At 70.0% G+C, this 17,623-nt stretch carries 22 protein-coding genes; 11 read left to right on the plus strand and 11 right to left on the minus strand.

Going from position 1 to position 17,623, the window contains the following annotated elements; translation table 11 throughout:
• Positions 1–243: 243 nt before the first annotated feature.
• The 4 genes from H4W31_RS01205 to H4W31_RS01220 form a co-directional block, all read right to left on the minus strand.
• Positions 244–1,116, minus strand: coding sequence for a hypothetical protein (locus H4W31_RS01205; RefSeq protein WP_192764942.1), 873 nt, complete (start codon positions 1,114–1,116; stop codon positions 244–246).
• Positions 1,109–1,687 (minus strand): RNA polymerase sigma factor, encoded by a 579-nt coding sequence (locus H4W31_RS01210; protein ID WP_404825550.1) that lies wholly within the window; start codon positions 1,685–1,687, stop codon positions 1,109–1,111. The genes H4W31_RS01205 and H4W31_RS01210 overlap by 8 nt, the downstream gene beginning before the upstream one ends.
• Before the next feature lie 261 nt (positions 1,688–1,948).
• Positions 1,949–2,197 carry a flavin reductase gene (locus tag H4W31_RS01215; protein WP_192764944.1) on the minus strand — a complete coding sequence of 83 codons (249 nt, stop codon included), beginning with the start codon at positions 2,195–2,197 and terminating at the stop codon, positions 1,949–1,951.
• Positions 2,194–2,577: a hypothetical protein gene (locus H4W31_RS01220; RefSeq protein WP_192764945.1), complete on the minus strand. Its 384-nt coding sequence runs from the start codon at positions 2,575–2,577 to the stop codon at positions 2,194–2,196. Before H4W31_RS01220 ends, H4W31_RS01215 begins: the two co-directional genes overlap by 4 nt.
• A gap of 251 nt (positions 2,578–2,828) precedes the next feature.
• Here H4W31_RS01220 and H4W31_RS01225 point away from each other — a divergent pair, with 251 nt between their 5' ends.
• The 7 genes from H4W31_RS01225 (at position 2,829) to H4W31_RS01255 (ending at position 9,221) form a co-directional block, all read left to right on the plus strand.
• The gene (locus tag H4W31_RS01225) at positions 2,829–3,698 is read left to right on the plus strand and encodes a helix-turn-helix domain-containing protein (RefSeq protein WP_192764946.1); all 870 of its coding nucleotides are present in this window, start codon (positions 2,829–2,831) and stop codon (positions 3,696–3,698) included.
• On the plus strand, positions 3,691–3,891 hold the full coding sequence (locus tag H4W31_RS01230; RefSeq protein ID WP_192764947.1) for a DUF397 domain-containing protein: 201 nt from the start codon (positions 3,691–3,693) through the stop codon (positions 3,889–3,891). The genes H4W31_RS01225 and H4W31_RS01230 overlap by 8 nt, the downstream gene beginning before the upstream one ends.
• A gap of 196 nt (positions 3,892–4,087) precedes the next feature.
• Positions 4,088–4,234 (plus strand): tryptophan-rich sensory protein, encoded by a 147-nt coding sequence (locus tag H4W31_RS01235; protein ID WP_264084056.1) that lies wholly within the window; start codon positions 4,088–4,090, stop codon positions 4,232–4,234.
• 274 nt (positions 4,235–4,508) lie between these two features.
• Positions 4,509–5,603 (plus strand): 3-deoxy-7-phosphoheptulonate synthase, encoded by a 1,095-nt coding sequence (locus tag H4W31_RS01240; RefSeq protein ID WP_192764948.1) that lies wholly within the window; start codon positions 4,509–4,511, stop codon positions 5,601–5,603.
• Between the two features lie 300 nt (positions 5,604–5,903).
• Positions 5,904–8,336, plus strand: coding sequence for a penicillin-binding protein (locus H4W31_RS01245; protein WP_192764949.1), 2,433 nt, complete (start codon positions 5,904–5,906; stop codon positions 8,334–8,336).
• A gap of 402 nt (positions 8,337–8,738) precedes the next feature.
• Positions 8,739–8,960: a hypothetical protein gene (locus H4W31_RS01250; RefSeq protein ID WP_192771759.1), complete on the plus strand. Its 222-nt coding sequence runs from the start codon at positions 8,739–8,741 to the stop codon at positions 8,958–8,960.
• A 66-nt stretch (positions 8,961–9,026) separates the two neighbouring features.
• Positions 9,027–9,221, plus strand: coding sequence for a hypothetical protein (locus tag H4W31_RS01255; protein WP_192764950.1), 195 nt, complete (start codon positions 9,027–9,029; stop codon positions 9,219–9,221).
• A gap of 131 nt (positions 9,222–9,352) precedes the next feature.
• Here the strand turns inward: H4W31_RS01255 and H4W31_RS01260 are convergent, their stop codons facing one another.
• The 3 genes from H4W31_RS01260 to H4W31_RS01270 form a co-directional block, all read right to left on the minus strand.
• Positions 9,353–9,871 (minus strand): DUF1360 domain-containing protein, encoded by a 519-nt coding sequence (locus tag H4W31_RS01260; RefSeq protein ID WP_192764951.1) that lies wholly within the window; start codon positions 9,869–9,871, stop codon positions 9,353–9,355.
• 131 nt (positions 9,872–10,002) lie between these two features.
• Complete coding sequence (locus tag H4W31_RS01265) at positions 10,003–10,338, minus strand: SRPBCC family protein (protein ID WP_192764952.1); 336 nt, start codon at positions 10,336–10,338, stop codon at positions 10,003–10,005.
• A complete protein-coding gene (locus H4W31_RS01270; protein WP_225945340.1) occupies positions 10,338–10,700 on the minus strand; it encodes a DUF6158 family protein in 363 nt (120 codons plus the stop codon). The genes H4W31_RS01265 and H4W31_RS01270 overlap by 1 nt, the downstream gene beginning before the upstream one ends.
• Positions 10,701–10,835: 135 nt before the next feature.
• On the opposite strand from H4W31_RS01270, the gene H4W31_RS01275 reads away from it, so the two are divergent.
• Positions 10,836–11,258: a hypothetical protein gene (locus tag H4W31_RS01275; RefSeq protein WP_192764953.1), complete on the plus strand. Its 423-nt coding sequence runs from the start codon at positions 10,836–10,838 to the stop codon at positions 11,256–11,258.
• Positions 11,259–11,260: 2 nt separating this feature from the next.
• Positions 11,261–11,578: a DUF3817 domain-containing protein gene (locus H4W31_RS01280; RefSeq protein WP_192764954.1), complete on the plus strand. Its 318-nt coding sequence runs from the start codon at positions 11,261–11,263 to the stop codon at positions 11,576–11,578.
• Positions 11,579–11,767: 189 nt separating this feature from the next.
• On the opposite strand, the gene H4W31_RS01285 is transcribed toward H4W31_RS01280, so the two are convergent.
• Positions 11,768–11,956 (minus strand): DUF397 domain-containing protein, encoded by a 189-nt coding sequence (locus tag H4W31_RS01285; RefSeq protein WP_192764955.1) that lies wholly within the window; start codon positions 11,954–11,956, stop codon positions 11,768–11,770.
• Positions 11,957–12,291: 335 nt separating this feature from the next.
• On the opposite strand from H4W31_RS01285, the gene H4W31_RS01290 reads away from it, so the two are divergent.
• Entirely contained in the window at positions 12,292–13,155 is an 864-nt protein-coding gene (locus H4W31_RS01290; RefSeq protein WP_192764956.1) for a helix-turn-helix domain-containing protein, read from the plus strand.
• 95 nt (positions 13,156–13,250) lie between these two features.
• Here H4W31_RS01290 and H4W31_RS01295 read toward each other — a convergent pair whose 3' ends face one another.
• Positions 13,251–13,757 (minus strand): DUF6232 family protein, encoded by a 507-nt coding sequence (locus H4W31_RS01295; RefSeq protein WP_192764957.1) that lies wholly within the window; start codon positions 13,755–13,757, stop codon positions 13,251–13,253.
• 677 nt (positions 13,758–14,434) lie between these two features.
• Here H4W31_RS01295 and H4W31_RS01300 point away from each other — a divergent pair.
• A complete protein-coding gene (locus H4W31_RS01300) occupies positions 14,435–15,400 on the plus strand; it encodes a C40 family peptidase (protein WP_192764958.1) in 966 nt (321 codons plus the stop codon).
• 14 nt (positions 15,401–15,414) lie between these two features.
• Here H4W31_RS01300 and H4W31_RS01305 read toward each other — a convergent pair whose 3' ends face one another.
• Together H4W31_RS01305 and alr are read right to left on the minus strand one after the other, a co-directional pair.
• The gene (locus H4W31_RS01305; RefSeq protein ID WP_192764959.1) at positions 15,415–16,452 is read right to left on the minus strand and encodes a D-alanine--D-alanine ligase family protein; all 1,038 of its coding nucleotides are present in this window, start codon (positions 16,450–16,452) and stop codon (positions 15,415–15,417) included.
• Positions 16,445–17,623 carry an alanine racemase gene (gene alr, locus H4W31_RS01310; RefSeq protein WP_318782968.1) on the minus strand — a complete coding sequence of 393 codons (1,179 nt, stop codon included), beginning with the start codon at positions 17,621–17,623 and terminating at the stop codon, positions 16,445–16,447. The genes H4W31_RS01305 and alr overlap by 8 nt, the downstream gene beginning before the upstream one ends.

The following is a 17,623-nucleotide window of genomic DNA, read 5'->3' on the forward strand; positions in this document are numbered from 1 at the left end:
AAGGGCCTCTCCCCGTCGGGTACGTGGTGGTTCTAGGGGTCGTTGCAACACGGTGGTTAGCCGGTGACGGCTAGGACTTTAGCGAGGCGCTCGGCTGGGCTGTCCCAGCCGAGCGTTTCTCTTGTTCCGGGTCGAGATCCGGTTGCGTCCTCGGTCGGGTATCCGTCACGGCCATGGCAGTCGCTCGCCAGGCAGCGTCAGTTGCCGGGGAGGCCGGACGGACGGTCCGGCCTCCCGGGTGCGTCAGTTGCCTTCGCCGGCGCCACCGCATTGGCCGAGGACCCAGCCAGCGCCACGGTGGCAGTTGGCGGGCGGGGAGGGTGCGGTGCCGTCCGGGGACGCCCAGATGACGATGCTGTTGTTCGTGCCGTAGGCGGCGTCGTAGATCTTCCACGTCCCGGGGACCTGGTCGGCCGGGGCGTCCAGAGACTTCCAGCCGACGCGGTACAGGAGAGTTTTGCCCTGCGCTGCGACGATCTTGCGGACCTCGGCGACGGTCTTGCCGCGCAGCGCGTCGGTCTCGGCGTCGCCGCCGGACGGGGTGCCGACCTCGTCTTGCTCGCCCGGCAGTGGAGTGCGGCCGAACGTGATCCGGGCGTACGTCTTGAAGTCGAGCGGAACCTTGACGCCGACGGTGCAGGAGCCGTTGGATGTGCAGTGGCCGGGGTCTTCGATGTAGGACAGCTTTCCGGACTCGCCGACCTCCTCGAAGACGACTTTGCCGACGTCCTCCGGCTGGACCGGGGCAAGGGTGATCTTGATGTCCAAGCCGCGACGCTTGAGCTCAGCCTCGTACCGGGCTGGGTCCGCGGCCGGATCCTTGATCGTGATGACCAGGTACCCGGCGTTCTCGGTGATCGACAATGCGTAGGCTGGCGGCGGTCCGCCGACGGGTGACGAGGACGGCAACGCAGCGAAGACGGCGAAGGCGGCCGCGGCAAGCCCGGCGACGACCGCGACGGCGACGAGCCCACGCTGTCGGGTGCGGACCCGCGCGGGCCGGCCCGCGGTGGCCATGATGCCGTGCATAAGGGTCTCGTCCGGGCTGGTCCGCAGGTGAACGGTAGGGGCAAGCAGACGGATCAGGTCGTCCTGCTTTTCGTCGACGTCATGCATCGGAACTCCTCAGCGGCGTGGTGACAGCGGTCAGGGTGAGCGCGTCGGCAAGACGCTTACGGGCCCGGTGCAACCGGATACGGGCCGCGTTGACGGAGCAGTCGAGCGTGACGGCGAGGTCCTCGGCGCTCAGGCCTTCCCAGGCAACGAGCCGCAACACCTCCCGATCACCCTCCGTCAGGGCGGCGAACGCCGCCCCGAGCGACGCCGGAACGTCCGGCTGCACCACTGTCGCCTGCGACAGCTCCTGCCGCAGCCGCTCCGCCAGGTCGGCCCGCCGACGATCCGCCCGATGCTGGTTGGCCATCACGTTGCGGGCCACCCCGAACAGCCACGGGCGAGCCCGATCAGGGGGAATCTCATCGATCCGCCGCCACGCCACGAGAAACGTGTCGGCGACAACATCGGCGGCGTCCTGCGGCCGGTCCACCCGGCGCAACGCGTATCCAAGCAGGTCCTGATAGCAACTGCGATAGAGGTCTTCGAACCGAGTGGCGCTGGAAGGTGCTCGTGCCAAGGCGTGGCTCCCGGGTCTCGGAGGGCGGTTGTCACCAGATACGTGTCCGCCCACGGCCGATCATTTCAACGCCCACTTCTCTGGCGCCGTGTCTTCGCACGCCGCCGTCCGTCCCGCCTCGCCGGAGTCCGTCGACCCGTCGAAATGACGGCGGTAGCGGACCTCGGTCAGCGGAAAAAGCCTCGAGCGCTGCCCGTCATGGTCGATGCGCCGGCACGCCAGATCTCGGCGATACCGCAGGAACCTGCCCCGAGCTGCCATGACCACGGGGAGGTCGGCAGCTCGGGGCAGGCATCGGGTGATGAGGGAGGTCAGTCAGCGGCGGCGGGGTACCCAGTGGAGGAACCGGCCGACGAGCAGCGTGGGGGGTACCTCGGGCAGCTCTTGCAGGGCGCGGGCAAGGTGGCTACCGAGGTACACCATCAGGCCCACCCGACTACCTCGGAAGCCGATCAGCAGCGCCAGCCGCCCGTCCGGGCACGGCCAGTCGAGGCCGCAGGCCCGGCACCGGTAGGAGGGACGCACCGGCACGTGCCGCCGCCAACGCTCCTCGCGGCCGATCATCTCGGCGCCGGTCGGGCTTCCTCGGCTCGGCCTGCCCGCGCGGCCTGCCCGGCTGTCAACGCACCGGCCCGGCCGATCTGGTGTCGCCCCGACGCCGAGTTCCACAGTGGATCGCGAACGTTACGCGCTCGGACCCGAGCCGGCGGCGGACTGTCCGCCGTTACGACCATGGGTGCCGAGGCGCGGACGGCCGCCTGGTACGTGGCCGGGGTGAGCGGCGGCACCTTCGGCGCGTACGGCATCGGGAGCAGTTCGATCGAGTCCGGGCACCGCCAGCGGAAGCCGCACCGGCAGTAGCGCCAGAGGCGGCGCCAGTCCCGCCGATGCCGCAACCGTGTGCCGACCAGGAAGTCGATCAACAACCGGTAGAGCCTCCTCATCACATGCCTCCTCGGGTAGTTGGCGGGAGCCGATCCCAGCGGAGTTGGGACCGGCTCCCGATGCGAGTTCCACCCGGGCGCTTGGCGGTCACCGAGCAGTCCTGCTGCTGCCACTCTCGGTGCCCCCACAACAGACATGCAACGGTCTAAGCTGATGCATCCCTCGCTAGTCGTTCCTTTTTCACTATTCATCGGAAACAGTCCCAGATTCGGTCGACTGATTGCTTCAATTTGAGACAGGAGGTCCGGCGATGACGGATGCGGGGTCGTCCATACCGCGCAGGCAACTCGGCCGAATCCTGCGGCAGGCTCGCGAACAGGCCGGGCTCTCCCTGGAGGCCGCCGGCTCCGACCTCGAATGGTCGCGCTCCACGATGTACCGGATCGAGGGTGGCCAGGCCGCCGTGAAGGCCCGGGACGTCGAGGCGATGTGCCGGCTCTACGGCACCTCCGCCGAAATGACCGAGGCGCTGAAGAAGCTCGCCGCCGAAACCAAGGCGAAGGGGTGGTGGCACGCCTACGGCGACACCCTGCCGGCCTGGTTCGAGCTGTACGTCGGCCTGGAAGCGGCTGCCTCACGCCTACGTCACTGGCAGCCCGCCGCACTGCCCGGGTTGCTCCAGACCAGGGAGTACGCCGAACACCTTCTGCGGTCGCACCCGGACATCCCGCCCCGCGAGGTCGGGCGGCTGGTCGAGGTCCGGATGGAACGCCAGAAGATTCTGACCCGGCACAAGCCCGAGCCACCGCGCCTGGAGGTCATCGTGGACGAGGGCGTGCTGCGCCGGCAGGCCCCCGGGATGGGTCGTCAACTCGCCCACCTCCAGGACCAGGCGACAGCCGGGGTGGCGAGCTTCCGGGTCGTCCCGCGATCCGTGGCGCCGAGCTTCGCCCTGACCGGCGGGCAGTTCATCATCCTGGAGTTCCCCCCGCTCGGGATCAGGACTCCCGAACCCACCACTGTCTACAGCGAGCTACTCACGGGCGCTCTCTACCTCGACAAGCCGGCGGAAGTTGCGACGTACGCTAAGGCATGGCGGGCGCTCGAAGAGGTGGCACTCGATCTGTCTCGGTCGGCCGACCTGATAGCGATGATCGGCAAGGAGATGAGCGATGACTGACCAGTCCGGCGCCGAATGGCGCAAGTCCCGCCGGAGCAACGGCTCGGGCGGCGAGTGCGTGGAAGTCGCCGGCAACCTGTCCGGCGTCGTTCTGGTACGCGACACCAAGGACCGCGACGGTGGCACATTGACGTTCGCCCCCACCCCCTGGCGAGCCTTCGTCGACTTCGCGAAGCAGATCCCGACCGGCTGACCCCGCCGACCCACTCGCCCCGCCCGCTCCGGGCACACCGTCGAGGGATGACCGGCGCCCGATCGGGTACGAGATTGGGATGAACAGCGCAGCCGGTTCCGGCGCACGTACGGGCTCAATCTCGCCCTGAACGCAGGCTGGAACGCACTCGATCTTCCGGGCCCGCCGACCACGGCTCGCCCTGGCCGAGCTGATCATGCTGAACGCGGCCAACGTGCTCCTGCTGCGCCGGGCCTGGCGGGCCGACCGGATGGCCGGGGTGGCCCTGCTGCCGTACCTCGGCTGGACCGGCTTCGCCACCGGGCTGAACGCCGCGATCGCCGCCCGGAACCCGGGTCGCTGACCCCGCCTGGTCCGGGTTTGCGGGCGTACCAGGAAATGGGCAGCGGCATCCGGTCCGGCCCGGCGTCGGGTATGGTTCTCTGCGTGACGCGCTCGTATCGATGGTTTAGTCAGCCGGCTTCGGAGCCGGTGACTCGGCCATGACCTGACGTCACCAAGATCCAGCAGAGCCGGCTGAAGCAGGGACATCGTCCCTGCTTTTTTCGTGGAAACAGCCGGCTCGGCTCCCGGGCGCCGGCCCCGGGGTGGCGGTCGGCAGAGAGGGAGCCTCGACGATGACCACCACCGGAATGGGTCGGGTAAGCGACCAGCGCATCGACCGGGTCGTGCCGCTGACCACACCGGCCCTGCTCAACCACGAACTGCCGCTCGAGGAAGCGCTGACCACGGCCGTGCTCGACGGTCGACGATCCGTCGCCCGGGTACTGGACCGGGAGGATGATCGGCTTCTCGTCGTGGTCGGCCCCTGCTCCGTCCATGATCCGGCGGCGGCACTCGAGTACGCCGAGCGGCTGCGGGTGGCGGCGGACCGGCACGCCGACGATCTGCTGGTCGTGATGCGGGTCTACTTCGAGAAACCCCGTTCGACCGTCGGCTGGAAGGGCCTGATCAACGATCCCGGGCTGGACGGTTCGGGCGACGTGAACGCCGGGCTGAAGGCCGCCCGCGCGCTGCTGCTGGACGTGCTCCGGCTCGGCCTGCCGGTCGGCTGTGAGTTCCTGGACCCGATCACCCCGCAGTACATCGCCGACACGGTCGCCTGGGGTGCGATCGGCGCCCGTACGGTGGAGAGCCAGGTGCACCGCCAGCTCTCGTCCGGCCTCTCCATGCCGATCGGGATGAAGAACCGCCCGGACGGCAGCGTGGGTACGGCGGTCGACGCGATCCGGGCCTCCGGGGTGCCGCACGTGTTTCCCGGTATCGACTTCTCCGGGGCGCCGGCCATCATGCACACCCGGGGCAACGCGGACTGCCACCTGGTCCTGCGTGGCGGCCGGGGCGAGCCGAACTACGACGCCGACTCGGTGGCGGAGTCGCTGGCCCTGCTCCGGGCGGCCGGGCTGCCCGAGCGGCTGGTGATCGACGCGAGCCACGACAACAGCGGCAAGGACCACCGCCGCCAGCCGGTGGTCGCCACCGAGGTCGGCCGGCAGTTGGCGGACGGCCAGCGGGGCATCGTCGGGGTGATGCTGGAGTCGTTCCTGGTGCCCGGTCGGCAGGACCTCGACCCGACCCGACCCCTGGTGTACGGGCAGTCGGTCACCGACGCCTGCCTCGGCTGGCCGGAAACCGAGCAGGTACTGGCGGACCTGGCCAGCTCGGTCCAGGCCCGACGGGTGTCGACGGCGGCCGGTACGGCGCTGGGCTGACCTCCCGCGAACCCTCCGTCGTCCGGCCGGGACGGCGACAACCCGCTGCCGCCATCCCGCGCACCGTCCGTCGTCCGGCCGGCGGCTGGCCGCTGCCGCCGCCCGCCGGCCGGACAACGGGGTCGGCGGGCTGGTGGGGCGCCGGGTGTGACGCAACAGTCATGTCGATGTCGGGCGACGACGCAACCGTGCGGTCGGGCGCCGCGTCTGGATCAATAGGGTAAAAGACGCGCGTACGGTTGTGCTCGCGCCCGCCCTCGCCCGCGACCTGTCCGCCCCACCCCGAGGTAATAACTGATCATGCCGAAGTCCCGTCCAGTGCGTCTGATCAAGGCCGCCACCCTGCTCACCTGTGCCCTGCTCGCCGGAGTGGTCGTCGCCGGGGCGGCCTTCCCGGCGCTGGCCATGTCCGGGTTGGCGGCCAAGGCCGGGGCCGACTCGTTCCAGGACCTGCCCTCCGAACTCACGGTGCCGCGGGTACCGGAGGCGAGCCAGGTGTACGCCGCCGACGGCAGGACGCTGATGGCGACGTTCTTCGACGAGAACCGGCAGGACGTACCGCTCGCGGACATCTCGCCTGCGATGCGCAAGGCGATGGTGGCGGCCGAGGACCACGCGTTCTACCAGCACAACGGGGTCGATCTCAAGGGCTTCATGCGGGCGCTGGTCTCCAACTTCACCGGCAACTCCCGGCAGGGCGCCTCGACCCTCACCATGCAGCTGGTCCGGATGTCGATCACGTACGGGGCGACGGATCCGAACGAGGTGGTGGCGGCGAGCGAGGACACCAACGGGCGGAAGCTGCGCGAGATGCGTCTCGCGGCGGCCCTGGAGAGCAAGCTCAGCAAGGACCAGATCCTGGAGCGCTACCTGAACATGGCGCCGTTCGGTCACGGCACCTACGGGGTGGCCGCGGCGAGCCGCTTCTACTTCGGCAAGGAGCCGCGCGCCCTGACCGTGCCGGAGGCCGCGATGATCGCCGGCCTGGTCAAGTCGCCGAGCTACTACGACGCGCTGGACAGCGAGGGCAAGGGCTTCGACCTGACGGTGGAGCGTCGCGACTGGGTGATCGGCCAGATGCAGGAGACCGGCGCCATCACCGCGCAGGAGAAGGCGGCGGCGCTGGCCGTACCGCTCAAGGTCGTGGGGAAGCGGCCGACCAACGGCTGCACCAGTGCGGTGCACAACGACTGGGGCTTCTTCTGCGACTTCTTCTACCGCTGGTGGATGGATCAGCCGGCGTTCGGCGCCACCTCGTACGACCGGGAGCGGCGGCTCAAGGGCGGTGGCTACCGGATCATCACCACCCTCACCCCGACCGTCCAGCAGGCGGCGCACAAGAACGTCGAGCAGTACCTGCCGACCGGGAAGAAGAACGCCCTGATGGTGGCCGCCGTCGAGCCGGGAACCGGACGGGTGCGCGCACTGGCAGCGAACCGGACGTTCGGGCTGGACGCCGCGGCGAATCCGAAGAACCCGATCTCCAGTAACCCGAAGCAGGCGGACGCCGGAATGCGGGCGACCTATCCGCGTACCACCAACCCGCTGCTCACCGGCGGTGGCGACATCGACGGCTACCAGGCCGGCTCGACGTTCAAGATGTTCACCATGGTGGCCGCGCTGGAGCAGGGCTACCCGCTCAGCTACGAGATCAACGCCCCGCAGCGGTACCAGTCGAAGTACACCGCCGCGGCCGGCACCGAATCGGCCTGCGCCGGTACCGAGCGGTGGTGCCCGAGCAACGACAACACCTCGATGGCCGGCAAGCACGACATGTGGACGGCCTTCGGCCGCTCGGTGAACACCTACTTCGTGCCGCTGGAGGAGCGGGTCGGCGCGGCCAAGGTCGTCGACGCCGCCGAGCGGCTCGGCATCCGGTTCCGGGCCGACAACGACGCGGCCACCGCGAAGGATCCGGCGGCGGCCGACGGATGGGGCTCGTTCACCCTCGGTGTCTCGGCGACGACCCCGCTCGACCTGGCCAACGCGTACGCCACGCTGGCGGCGGACGGCCGGCACTGCGAGCCGATCCCGGTGCAGGAGGTCCGTGACCACGACGGCAAGGTGCTCGCCGACGTGGTCAAGCCGAAGTGCGACCGGGCGGTGGATCCCGAGGTCGCCAGGGCCGCGCTCGACGCCGCACGGTGCCCGGTCGGCGACCAGTCCGCGTACGGCAAGTGCCACGGGGCCACGGAGGCGGACGCGTACCGGGTGATCGACCACCCGGTAGCCGGCAAGACCGGCACCACGGACGGCGACCGGACGGCGTCGCTGGTGACGACCACCACCACCCTCTCGGTCGCCGGCATCATGGCCAACCCGGACTGGCCGGAGACCACCGCGAACATGGACCACGACGTCGTCAACCCCGCCGTGTACGAGACGTTGGCGGACGCGATGAAGTCGAAGCCGAAGAAGGACTTCCCGAAGCCGAAGGACGGGCTGGTGTACGGCCAGCAGCGCTCGGTACCGTCGGTCGCCTGCAAGTCCGTCGACGATGCCCGCGCGGTGCTCCGGAACGCCGGCTTCGAGGTCGACGTCGACGAGAACCGGGTCGCCTCGAACTGCCCCGCCGGTACGGTCGCCCGGACCGATCCGGACGGCAGGACCGTCTCCGGCGGTGTGGTGGTGCTCCGGCTCAGCAGCGGTCAGTCCTCGACGGGGACCACGAACAACGGACCGGCGTCGACCGAGGGCGGCGCCGCCTCGGGGCAGTCCGGCCGACGCCGCTGACCACCCGCCCTGCTGGACAGCCGCTGACGACCCTCCCCGGAAAGCCGCTGACGACTCCCGGAAAGTTGTGCGCCGCCCATGGCTGGGCCATGGGCGGCGCGGGTGTCGGTGTGCAGGTCGCCTCTCGGCGAGTGGCACGACGCGGCTCCAGCCGAACGGTATTCCGCGAAGGCAATTAGGTGAGGCCCGGGGACACTGGACACACCGACAGTCGTTTCAACCTCGGACCCCGGTCCGGTGTTCCGGCCACCGTCGTGACGCACGTCACCCGGCCAACCCGGCCCTGACCCCGTCGAACAGGTGGGATCAGGGCCGGGCCGCGACCGAGCGGGTGGCCGAGGTGGCGAACCGGACGGCACGCCGGAGCACGCCGTGTTTGGCCCATTCGGGACCGGGTAGCCGATCTCCGTGACCGACGCCCGTGACGACCAGGCCAGCCCGGAACTCGACGGGCTGCTCGACGACCTCTACTTCGGCCAGGAGCGGGTCACCCAGGCGGAGATTCAGCGCCGGGCGGTCGCCGCCGAGGTACCCGCCGAACTGCTGACCCGGATCACCGCACTTCCCGAGGGCGAGTACGCGGTGGACGAGGTCGCCGAGCTGCTCGGCGGCACGCCCGGCTGAGCGCCGAGACGGTGGGGGGATCGCCGAGACGGTGGGGGGATCGCCGAGACGGTGGGGGGAGAGACGATGACCGAGCACGACGAGCGGGACCGCGCCAGGCTGGCGCCCCTCGGCCAGGCGCCCGGGGACACCGAGCCGGAGGACGAGCCGAACTTCGCGGCCGAGCACGACAAAACGGCGGTAGCCGAGGACATCATCACCGGTACGGACACCGACCGGGAGCCGGAGTCCCCGCGAGGCTGGTCCGGCATGCAGCGCTGAGCCGACCGGCGACGATTGCCGTGGCCCGAGCCCCGGTCCGCCGTCCCCGGGTACCGGTGTAGCCGGTCACCACCGGCCGGCTACAGCCCGCCGGGCTACAGCCAGCCCGTCTGCTGCCACAGCCCGCCGGGCTACGGCTTGGCGGCGGCCCGTTGGGCGACGGCGTATCCCATCTGGAGGAAGTCCGACGCGGCGACGGCGGTGAACGCGGTCGCCACCAGCCGGGTCAACCGGGGAGCCAGCACGAGCCCGCCGGTCAGCCCGGTGGCGACCCAGACGGCCAGACAGAACGGACAACTGAGCAGTTCACCGACGGCGTGCCGGGTGGAACTGCCCTGGTCGCGTACCTGTTCCATCACCTCGCCGCTGCCGATCGGCCGGTCGTACTGGGTGAACGGCGCCCGGAGCGGGCTGGTCACCGCGTCCTTGGACAGCAGCCGGCTCAGCTTGTGGGTGGCGATCGACAGCAGTACGACGTCGGCGGTGCTGGGTTTCTCCGGTGCCCGGCGCCCGGTCGTCTTCGCCGCCACCGCCAGGGCTGCCGCCACCCCCGCATAGGTGCCCATCGCCGCCAGGTAGCCGCCGAGGGGCCGATGCTCGTCCGGTGCGTACGCCTGTCGAAGTCGCGCGACCCTGTCCCGTACCTTCATTCCGCCTCGCTCCGCCCGCCGTCCAGTCGTCCCTGTGCCGTCGTTCCCGTCGATCCGCGGGGTCCTCTCCGTCCGCAGGACGTCGCCTCCCGTTCGTACCGCTGCGGTTGCTTCTTCCGCCCGTACCCGATTCAGCTGGCGCTGAGGTTGTCCGCGACCTCGCGGGCCAGGCTCGCCAACGACTCGTCGGCGATCTCGGCCAGTCGCCGGTCCGGCGGGTCCGCCTCCAGCTCCAGTCGTACGGTCGCACCGCCGGCATCGATCGCCGACACCTGCAACCGGGCCGACCAGTTGGGGCTGCCGGCGGTACGCCACCGGGCCCGCCACTGCGCGGCCGTCAACTCCGCCCCCGGTACGCCGTCCTGGCGCAGTGGCGAGGGCAGCCAGGCCGAGACCCGGTTCGGGTCGGTGGCAGTGTTGAACACCACCTCGGGTGGGGCGGAGATGCCCCGCTCGGCTCGGGCCATCACCAGGCGCCGTCCCGCAGCCGGCTCGGATCGACCTCCCGACCCGGATGCCGGGTGAGGTACTCGGTCTCGAGTTCGGCGGTGCGCCGCAGGTGGTTGCCGAGCGCGGTGTCGGCGGCGTGCCGGAGCGTGTCCAGCCTGGTCCGGTGCAGGCTGTGCATCTCCCGGATCAGGTCCTCGTCGCTCAGCTCGACCGGGTCGACCCCGAGGATCTCGTCCTCGGCGACCGCGAAGTCGGCAGCGGTGCCGCCGTGCCGTACCGGGTCACCGTCCCACTGTCCGACCCGCTGTTCGGGGCTGGCGTCGATCGGCACTCCGGCACCCGTCGGGGAGAACTCGTCGTGGCGTACTGATTCGTTCATCGTCGCCCCCGGAATCTCGTTTGGGTTGGCGACTAGACGGTTGCCCAAACCCCGTACCGCCAAACGTCGGCGGGGAGCGCGACACTACGACGCCGCGTCGGAGATCCGCCCGGGGCTGCCGGTACTCTCGTGGGCATGAAACGGCTGTGCACACCGACGTGGATCGTGCGTCACGTGCTCACCGTCGTACTCGTCGTCGGCTTTCTCGCCCTCGGCTGGTGGCAGGCCAGTCGGGCGCTCGCGGGCAACACCCTGAGCTGGGCGTACGCCTTCGAGTGGCCGATCTTCGCCGGGTTCACCATCTTCCTCTGGGTACGCGAGGCCCGGTACACGCTGCGCGGTGGGCCGAGCCCAGCCGCGCAGCCGGATCCGTCGGCGGACCGGCCGACCACCCCCGGGGTACGCCGACCGGTGCGCTCGGCCCGCCAACGGCTGGCGGCGGAGGTCGGGGAGGACCCGGCACTGACCGAGTACAACAACTACCTGGCGTGGCTGAACGCCAATCCGGGCGCTCGACCCGCCGACTATCCCGGCTCGGCCGGCAGCAGGAAGGACTGAACGTGGGCGCAGCCCTGACCCGATACCGTGTGGTCGCCAACATCGTCGGTGCCGTGTTGATCGTGCTCGTCGTGGTGGGCATGCCGCTCAAGTACATCTGGGACAACCCGGTCATCGTCGAGACGATCGGCCCGGCGCACGGCTTCCTCTACATGGTCTTCCTGTTGGCCGCGTTCGACCTGGGTCGTCGGGCGCACTGGCCGCTGAGCCGGATGGTGCTGGTCATGCTGGCCGGGACGGTCCCGTTCGTCTCGTTCTACGCAGAGCGGACGGTCACCCGGCAGGCTCGGCAGCCGGATCCCCAGCCGGTGGCCGGCTGAACCCGGGTGCCGAGCGGCCGGGCCGGCTTAGCCCGGGTGCCGAGCGGCGGGCTGGCCGGAACCGTACGGCCAGGCCCGCCCGTCAGCAATTCAAATTTCTCGTGATTTCCGCCGCCGAAAGAACCGTGGCGGGGACGCTCGCTGCCCGGTCGTCCCGAATGGCAGCAGGTTGCCGCAGGTCGTGGCGGGTTATCGGCCGGCGTGGAGCGTGTCCACAAATGCCCGCCAGGCTGCGGCGTTGAAGGTCACGAACTGCTCCGGGTTGACCGAGTCACGAACGGCCACGCCAACTCGGACCTGAGCCACCTCGACACAATGCTGCGATTCGCATCGAGTGCTCTTCCGCCAGATGAGCTCGGCGGAACCAGTCTGCGACATGCGCCCTCCTCGGCACTTATTCTCTGCGGCAGGCGCCGCGAAAACTTCTCTGCGGCAGGCGCCGCGACAACGCCAAGAGGCTACCCGCCGACTTCCTTTCCGAACAGCCCGGGGAATCGTAATTTGTGAGTTCCGTTGTTAATGGACACAAGCGGTGATCATGCCGTCGCGGGAAGCGTCGACGCTGGTGGATCATCGCCGCTCCGTGTAACCTGCTCGAAGGTCTGGCGATCTGGCAGGTAGCCGGTAGCCAGGTGGCAGGTTGACGGGGCCGGAATCAGCCGAATTGACCCCTCACTCCGCCGCCGGGGCGCCATTTGAAGGGAGCGTTCCGGATGACCGCCGCGTACGGCCCGACGGTGGGCCGCCGCAAGCTCCGCTCGGCGATTCGGCGGGCCCGTGAGGCTTCCGGGCTCACCCAGGAGCAGGTTGCCGTCGCGATGGACTGGTCGCTCTCCAAGCTGATCCGCATCGAGGCGGGATATGTCGCCATTTCCACCAACGACGTCAAGGCATTGCTCAATCACTATCAGGTGAACGATCCGAAGCGGGTCGAGGAGCTGGTGCAACTGGCGCGGGTGTCCCGGCAACGCAGCTGGTGGTCGCAATATCGGGAGACGATTCGACCCGCCTACTACTCGTACATCGGACTCGAGGCGGAGTCGTCGGAACTGTACTTCTACCAGTCGGTCGGCATGCCCGGTCTATTCCAGACGGAGGCGTACGCGCAGGCGGTCCTGCGCGCGGTCATTCCGAAACTGGAGGATTCGGCCGAGGCGCAGACTTCGGTCGCGCTTCGGCTCCGACGCCAACGGGAGGTACTCGACCGTCCCGATCCACCGGGCATCGTCGTGGTACTCGACGAGGCGGCACTTCACCGGCAGACCGGCGGGCCGGCGGTCATCCGGGAACAGCTCCTGCACCTGGTCGCCCTCGCCGACTCGGGCCAGATCACCGTCCAGGTGCTGCCGTTCACCTCCACCGTCTACACCCCGCTCGGCCAGTTCGTGATCGTGCGCTTTCCCCGGGGGGAGGACGCCGACGTCGTCTACCTGGAGAGCACCGGGCTGGAGGACGTCATCGACGATCCGGAGGCGGTGACCGCGCATCTGCGGACCTTCATCGGACTGCGGGAGGCCGCCCTGACCGCGGCCGAGTCGCTCCGGCGGATCTCGGAGATCGCCGCCGCTCTCGCCTGACCGTGCCGATGGCGGGATCGGGTGGCCCCGGGGTCGGCTCGACCCGCGACGGGCCGGTCCGGCAGCGCCAGCGGGGCCACCGGACCGGACCGGCGCTAGGACATCGGCTCGTAGGGGGTGTCCGAGGCCGGCGGATAGGCCATTCCACCGAGCCGGGCCGCCTCCCGGGCCCGGATCAACGCCCGGGTCACCTGTCCGAACTGCCGCTCGTGGTCGGAGCTGAACAGCATGACCATGGTTCCCTTGTACCGCCCCCACAGCTCGTACGCCGGAGGCCGCCAGCGGTGCCCGACCACCGCGAGGCCCACCGGCACGAACGCCGCGAGGCCGAGTCCCGCGTACGTCGCGGCGGGCAGCCGGTAGAGGTCACCGGTGTAGCCCAGGGCGACCCCGATGCCGATCAGCACCGCCGCGGTGACCGCCACCGCGCGCAGCGTCAGTCGGTCGTGCGGTCCTCGGGCCGTCTTGAGTTGCGTGAGTCCGGCGATCGTGAAGCGCCGGCCGGCGACGATGAATGCCTCACTGGTGACCCGTACGCCGGGTTGCCGATACAGATCGACCGGAGGACGCGTCCGGGTCGCCTCGGATACCTCGAATGACACATCTGGCAGGTGGACAGTGGGGCGAGTAGGCTCCATTCTTGCCTCCAACGGCTCCTGAGGCGGGCTGGCGTGGAAGGTTCGTAGAGACCGGCATCTGGTGGCAGCCGGATGCCGGTCGTCGTGCACACGGTGTCGATCTGCGAATCGCTCGCGATTACGGCTCGTTCATTGCACGCGGCCTCGCCCCCCTGTTGGCAACTACGCCCCGTTTCCTGCGTCGCTCCCCCCGGGAAGCCTTCCGGCTCCGCACCCATTGTGCGAAGCGCATGCCAGCAAGTGGAAGGGGCGCAGACAGCCACCTGGCAGATTTCCAGGCGGCAACCAGACCATTGGCAGTCTTCTGCCCGATCTCGTGGCGGTTTGCCCGCTGTCGACCCCGGCCGGTATCCGCCAAGACCGACCAAAGGGGCGAAGCGTGAGGCACGATCTCGACCACACCCATCCGATCGGCGAAGATCACGCTTCGATCCATCCTCGACACGAGCAGTGATCTCGACATTAGGGCTATCACTCGCTACTGCCGCACATCGCCCCGTGGCCACTGTCGGTAATCCCCGCCCCGGGCTACCTTGAGTCCGCCGGCCTGGTCGTCAGTCATCCCTCCGGGTGGCGCCGGTTGGTGTCGTCGCGGGCTACGCGGTGCGCGACGGCGTTGCGAAAGAAGGGCTCTGCACACGTTGTCTTCGGTGCGGATCCTGCTGCGGACCCTCGTCGTGGCCGGCCTATCGGCGGTGCTCGTCGCCCCGATGTCGGCGGCCCGGGCCGAACCCTCGGCCAGCGAGCTCACGCAGCAGATCAACAAGGCCTCGACCGAATTGGAAAAGGTCGTCGAGTCGTACAACAAACTCAACGAGGAGATCAAGGCCAGCAAGACGGCCGTCGCCGCCCTCAGTGCCCGGCTCGGCCCCCTGGAACAGCAGGCAGGGCAGGCCCGCACGGAGGCGGCCGAGCTCGCCAGCCGGGCGTACAAGTCCGGTGGTGGGTTGACCGCCGCCAACGTACTGCTCAGCCGGGGCGACGGTAGCAGTCTGGTGAACCGGCTCAGCGCCCTCGAACAGTTGGCCCGCGACCGTGATCGGCAGATCGCCGGGTTCGACGCGACACAGCGCCAGTACGTCGACGAGAAGTCCCGACTCGACGCCACACTGGCCCGGCAGACCGCCCAGGCGAAGCAGGTGGCCGCCGGAAAGAAGCGGATCGAGGGCGAGCTGTCCAAGCTCTACCAGATGCGCCGCGCGGCGTACGGCTCGGAGACCTCGTCCGGCAGCAAGTACAGCGGCAAGATCCCGGCGGTCTCCGGCAAGGCCGGTGTGGCCGTCCGGTACGCGTACAACGCGATCGGCAAGCCGTACGTGTACTCGGCCGAGGGGCCGAACGGTTACGACTGCTCCGGCCTCACCCTGGCCGCGTGGCGAGCGGCCGGGAAGTCACTGCCGCACAACGCCGCGATGCAGTGGGACAAGGTCGCGCACATCAGCCGAGGTTCGCTGCAACCGGGAGACCTGGTCTTCTACCGGAGCCTCGGCCACGTCGGCCTCTTCGTGGGCGGTGGCAAGATAATCCACTCCTCACGGGCGGGCGAACCCGTGAAGCTCGTCAGTGTGGACGTGATGCCCCCGTACGGGTACGGCCGGGTCCGCTAGGCGCTCAGCCTGACCTACCGGGTCGTCGCGCCGACACCCACCTCTCGCCCGCCGGACCGCTCGGTCCGGCGGGCGAGTGCGTTGGCCACCAGCACGTCCAGCAACGCCGGATAGTTCAGCCCGGCCGCCTGCCAGATCCGCGGGTACTGCGAGACCTGGGTGAAGCCCGGAAACGTGTTGATCTCGTTCAGCACCGGCGTCACGCCGTCCCGGAGGAAGAAGTCGATCCGGGCCAGCCCGGCGCAGCCGAGTGCCCGGAACGCCCGTACCGCGAGGTCGGCCAGCTCGGCCGTGACGGTGTCGTCCAGCCGGGCCGGGATCTCGAAAATCGTGTCGGGATCGTCGTACTTCGCGTCGAAGTCGAAGAACGAGCGTTCGCCGGCGACCTTGATCTCCAGCGGCGGACCGACCTCGAGCCGGCCGTCCGGGTGTTCGAGCACCGCAAGGTCGATCTCGCGACCGGGCACCGCCGCCTCGACCAGCACCTTCGGGTCGCTCGCCCGGGCCCATTCCAGCGCGGCCGGCAGGTCCTCCCAGCGCGTCACCCGGGTGACGCCGATGCTGGAGCCGGCCCGCGCGGGCTTCACGAAGACCGGCAGGCCGAGCCGGTGCAGATCCGCCTCGGCCGGTACGCCGTCCAGGTCCGTCGATCGCGACACCACGGCGTCGGCCACCGGTACGCCCTCGGCGGCGAGCAGCTTCTTGGTGAACTCCTTGTCCATCCCGGCGGCACTGGCCAGTACGCCGTTGCCGACGTACGGCACGCCGGTCAGTTCCAGTACGGACTGGAGCGTGCCGTCCTCGCCGTACGGGCCGTGCAGGGTCGGAAAGATCACGTCCACCGTACGGAGCCGGTCCACCGCCTCGAAGACGCTGACCGGTGCCTCGGTGCCGAAGACCCACTGTCCCGTCCTGGTGATCAGCACCGGCTCCGGCCGGTAGCGGGCCGGGTCCAGGTTCGCCAGCACGCTCGACGCGGACCGACGGGACACCTGGTGCTCGCCGCTGCGACCGCCGGAGATCACCGCCACCCTGATCGGTGAATCAGACATTTACCCGCTCCCGTCCGCTGTGCCGCTCCGATCGCACCGGCAGGTACCGCCGGGCCACCCGGGCGCCGATGCCCGTGAAGATCTCGTGGGGGTTCGTTCCGGCCCACCGCGCCCAGTCGGCGACGGTGGGCTCGCCCCGGTCGCCGCAGCCGAACAGCAGGACCTCGTCGCCGGTCCGGACCGGCAGGTCACCGACGTCGACGACGATCTGGTCCATGGTCACCCGGCCGGCGATCGGACACCGTCGACCGCCGATCCAGACCTCCGCCTGGCCCGCGGTGGCCCGGGGGATCCCGTCGGCGTACCCGATCGGCACCAGCGCCAGCGTGGTCCCGGTGGCGGTGGTGTAGTCGTGGCCATAGGAGACTCCGGCGCCGGCCGGTACCTGCTTGGTCAGGATGACCCGGGACCGCAGGGTCATCGCGGGCCGGATTCCGGCGACGCGGTCCGGCAGCGGCTCCGACCCGTACAGGGCGATGCCGACCCGGACCAGGTCGAAGTGCGCCTGGGGCAGGCCGACCAGTCCGGCCGAGTTCGCCAGGTGCACCACGTCGGGGCTCAGCCCGGCGGCCCGGGCCCACGCCAGCGCCCGGCCGAACCGGCGCAGCGCGGCCGTGTCCCGGGGATCGCCGGCCAGTTCCCCGCCGGCCAGGTGGGACCAGACGCCCCGGACCCGGATCCGCCCGGCGACCTCGAAGCGCCGCGCCAGGCGTACCAACTCGGGCCAGTCACCGTCGGTCGCGCCGTTGCGGGACAGCCCGGTGTCCACCTTCAGGTGTACGTCGGCCCGCGCCCCGGCCCGAGCGGCCCCGTCGGCGACTCCGCGCAGATGTCCGGTGGAGGCCACCGAGAGGTCGATCCGGGCCGCGACCACCGGGGCGAAGTCCTCGTCCTCGCCGTGCAGCCAACTCAACACCGGCGCGTCGATCCCGGCGGCGCGCAACGCCAGCGCCTCGGTCCGGGAGGTCACCCCCAGCCACCGGGCCCCGGCGGCCAGCGCGGTACGCGCCACCGGCAGGAACCCGTGCCCGAACGCGTCCGCCTTGACCACCGCCAGCAGCTCGGCACCGGTCAGACCGGCCAGGACCCGGGTGTTGTGCGCGATGGCGTCAAGATCGACAATCGCCTCGGCCAGCGGCGGCGAGTCGGCTTCTCCCCCGAGATCGATCAC

Source organism: Plantactinospora soyae (assembly GCF_014874095.1).
GTDB lineage: Bacteria > Actinomycetota > Actinomycetes > Mycobacteriales > Micromonosporaceae > Plantactinospora > Plantactinospora soyae.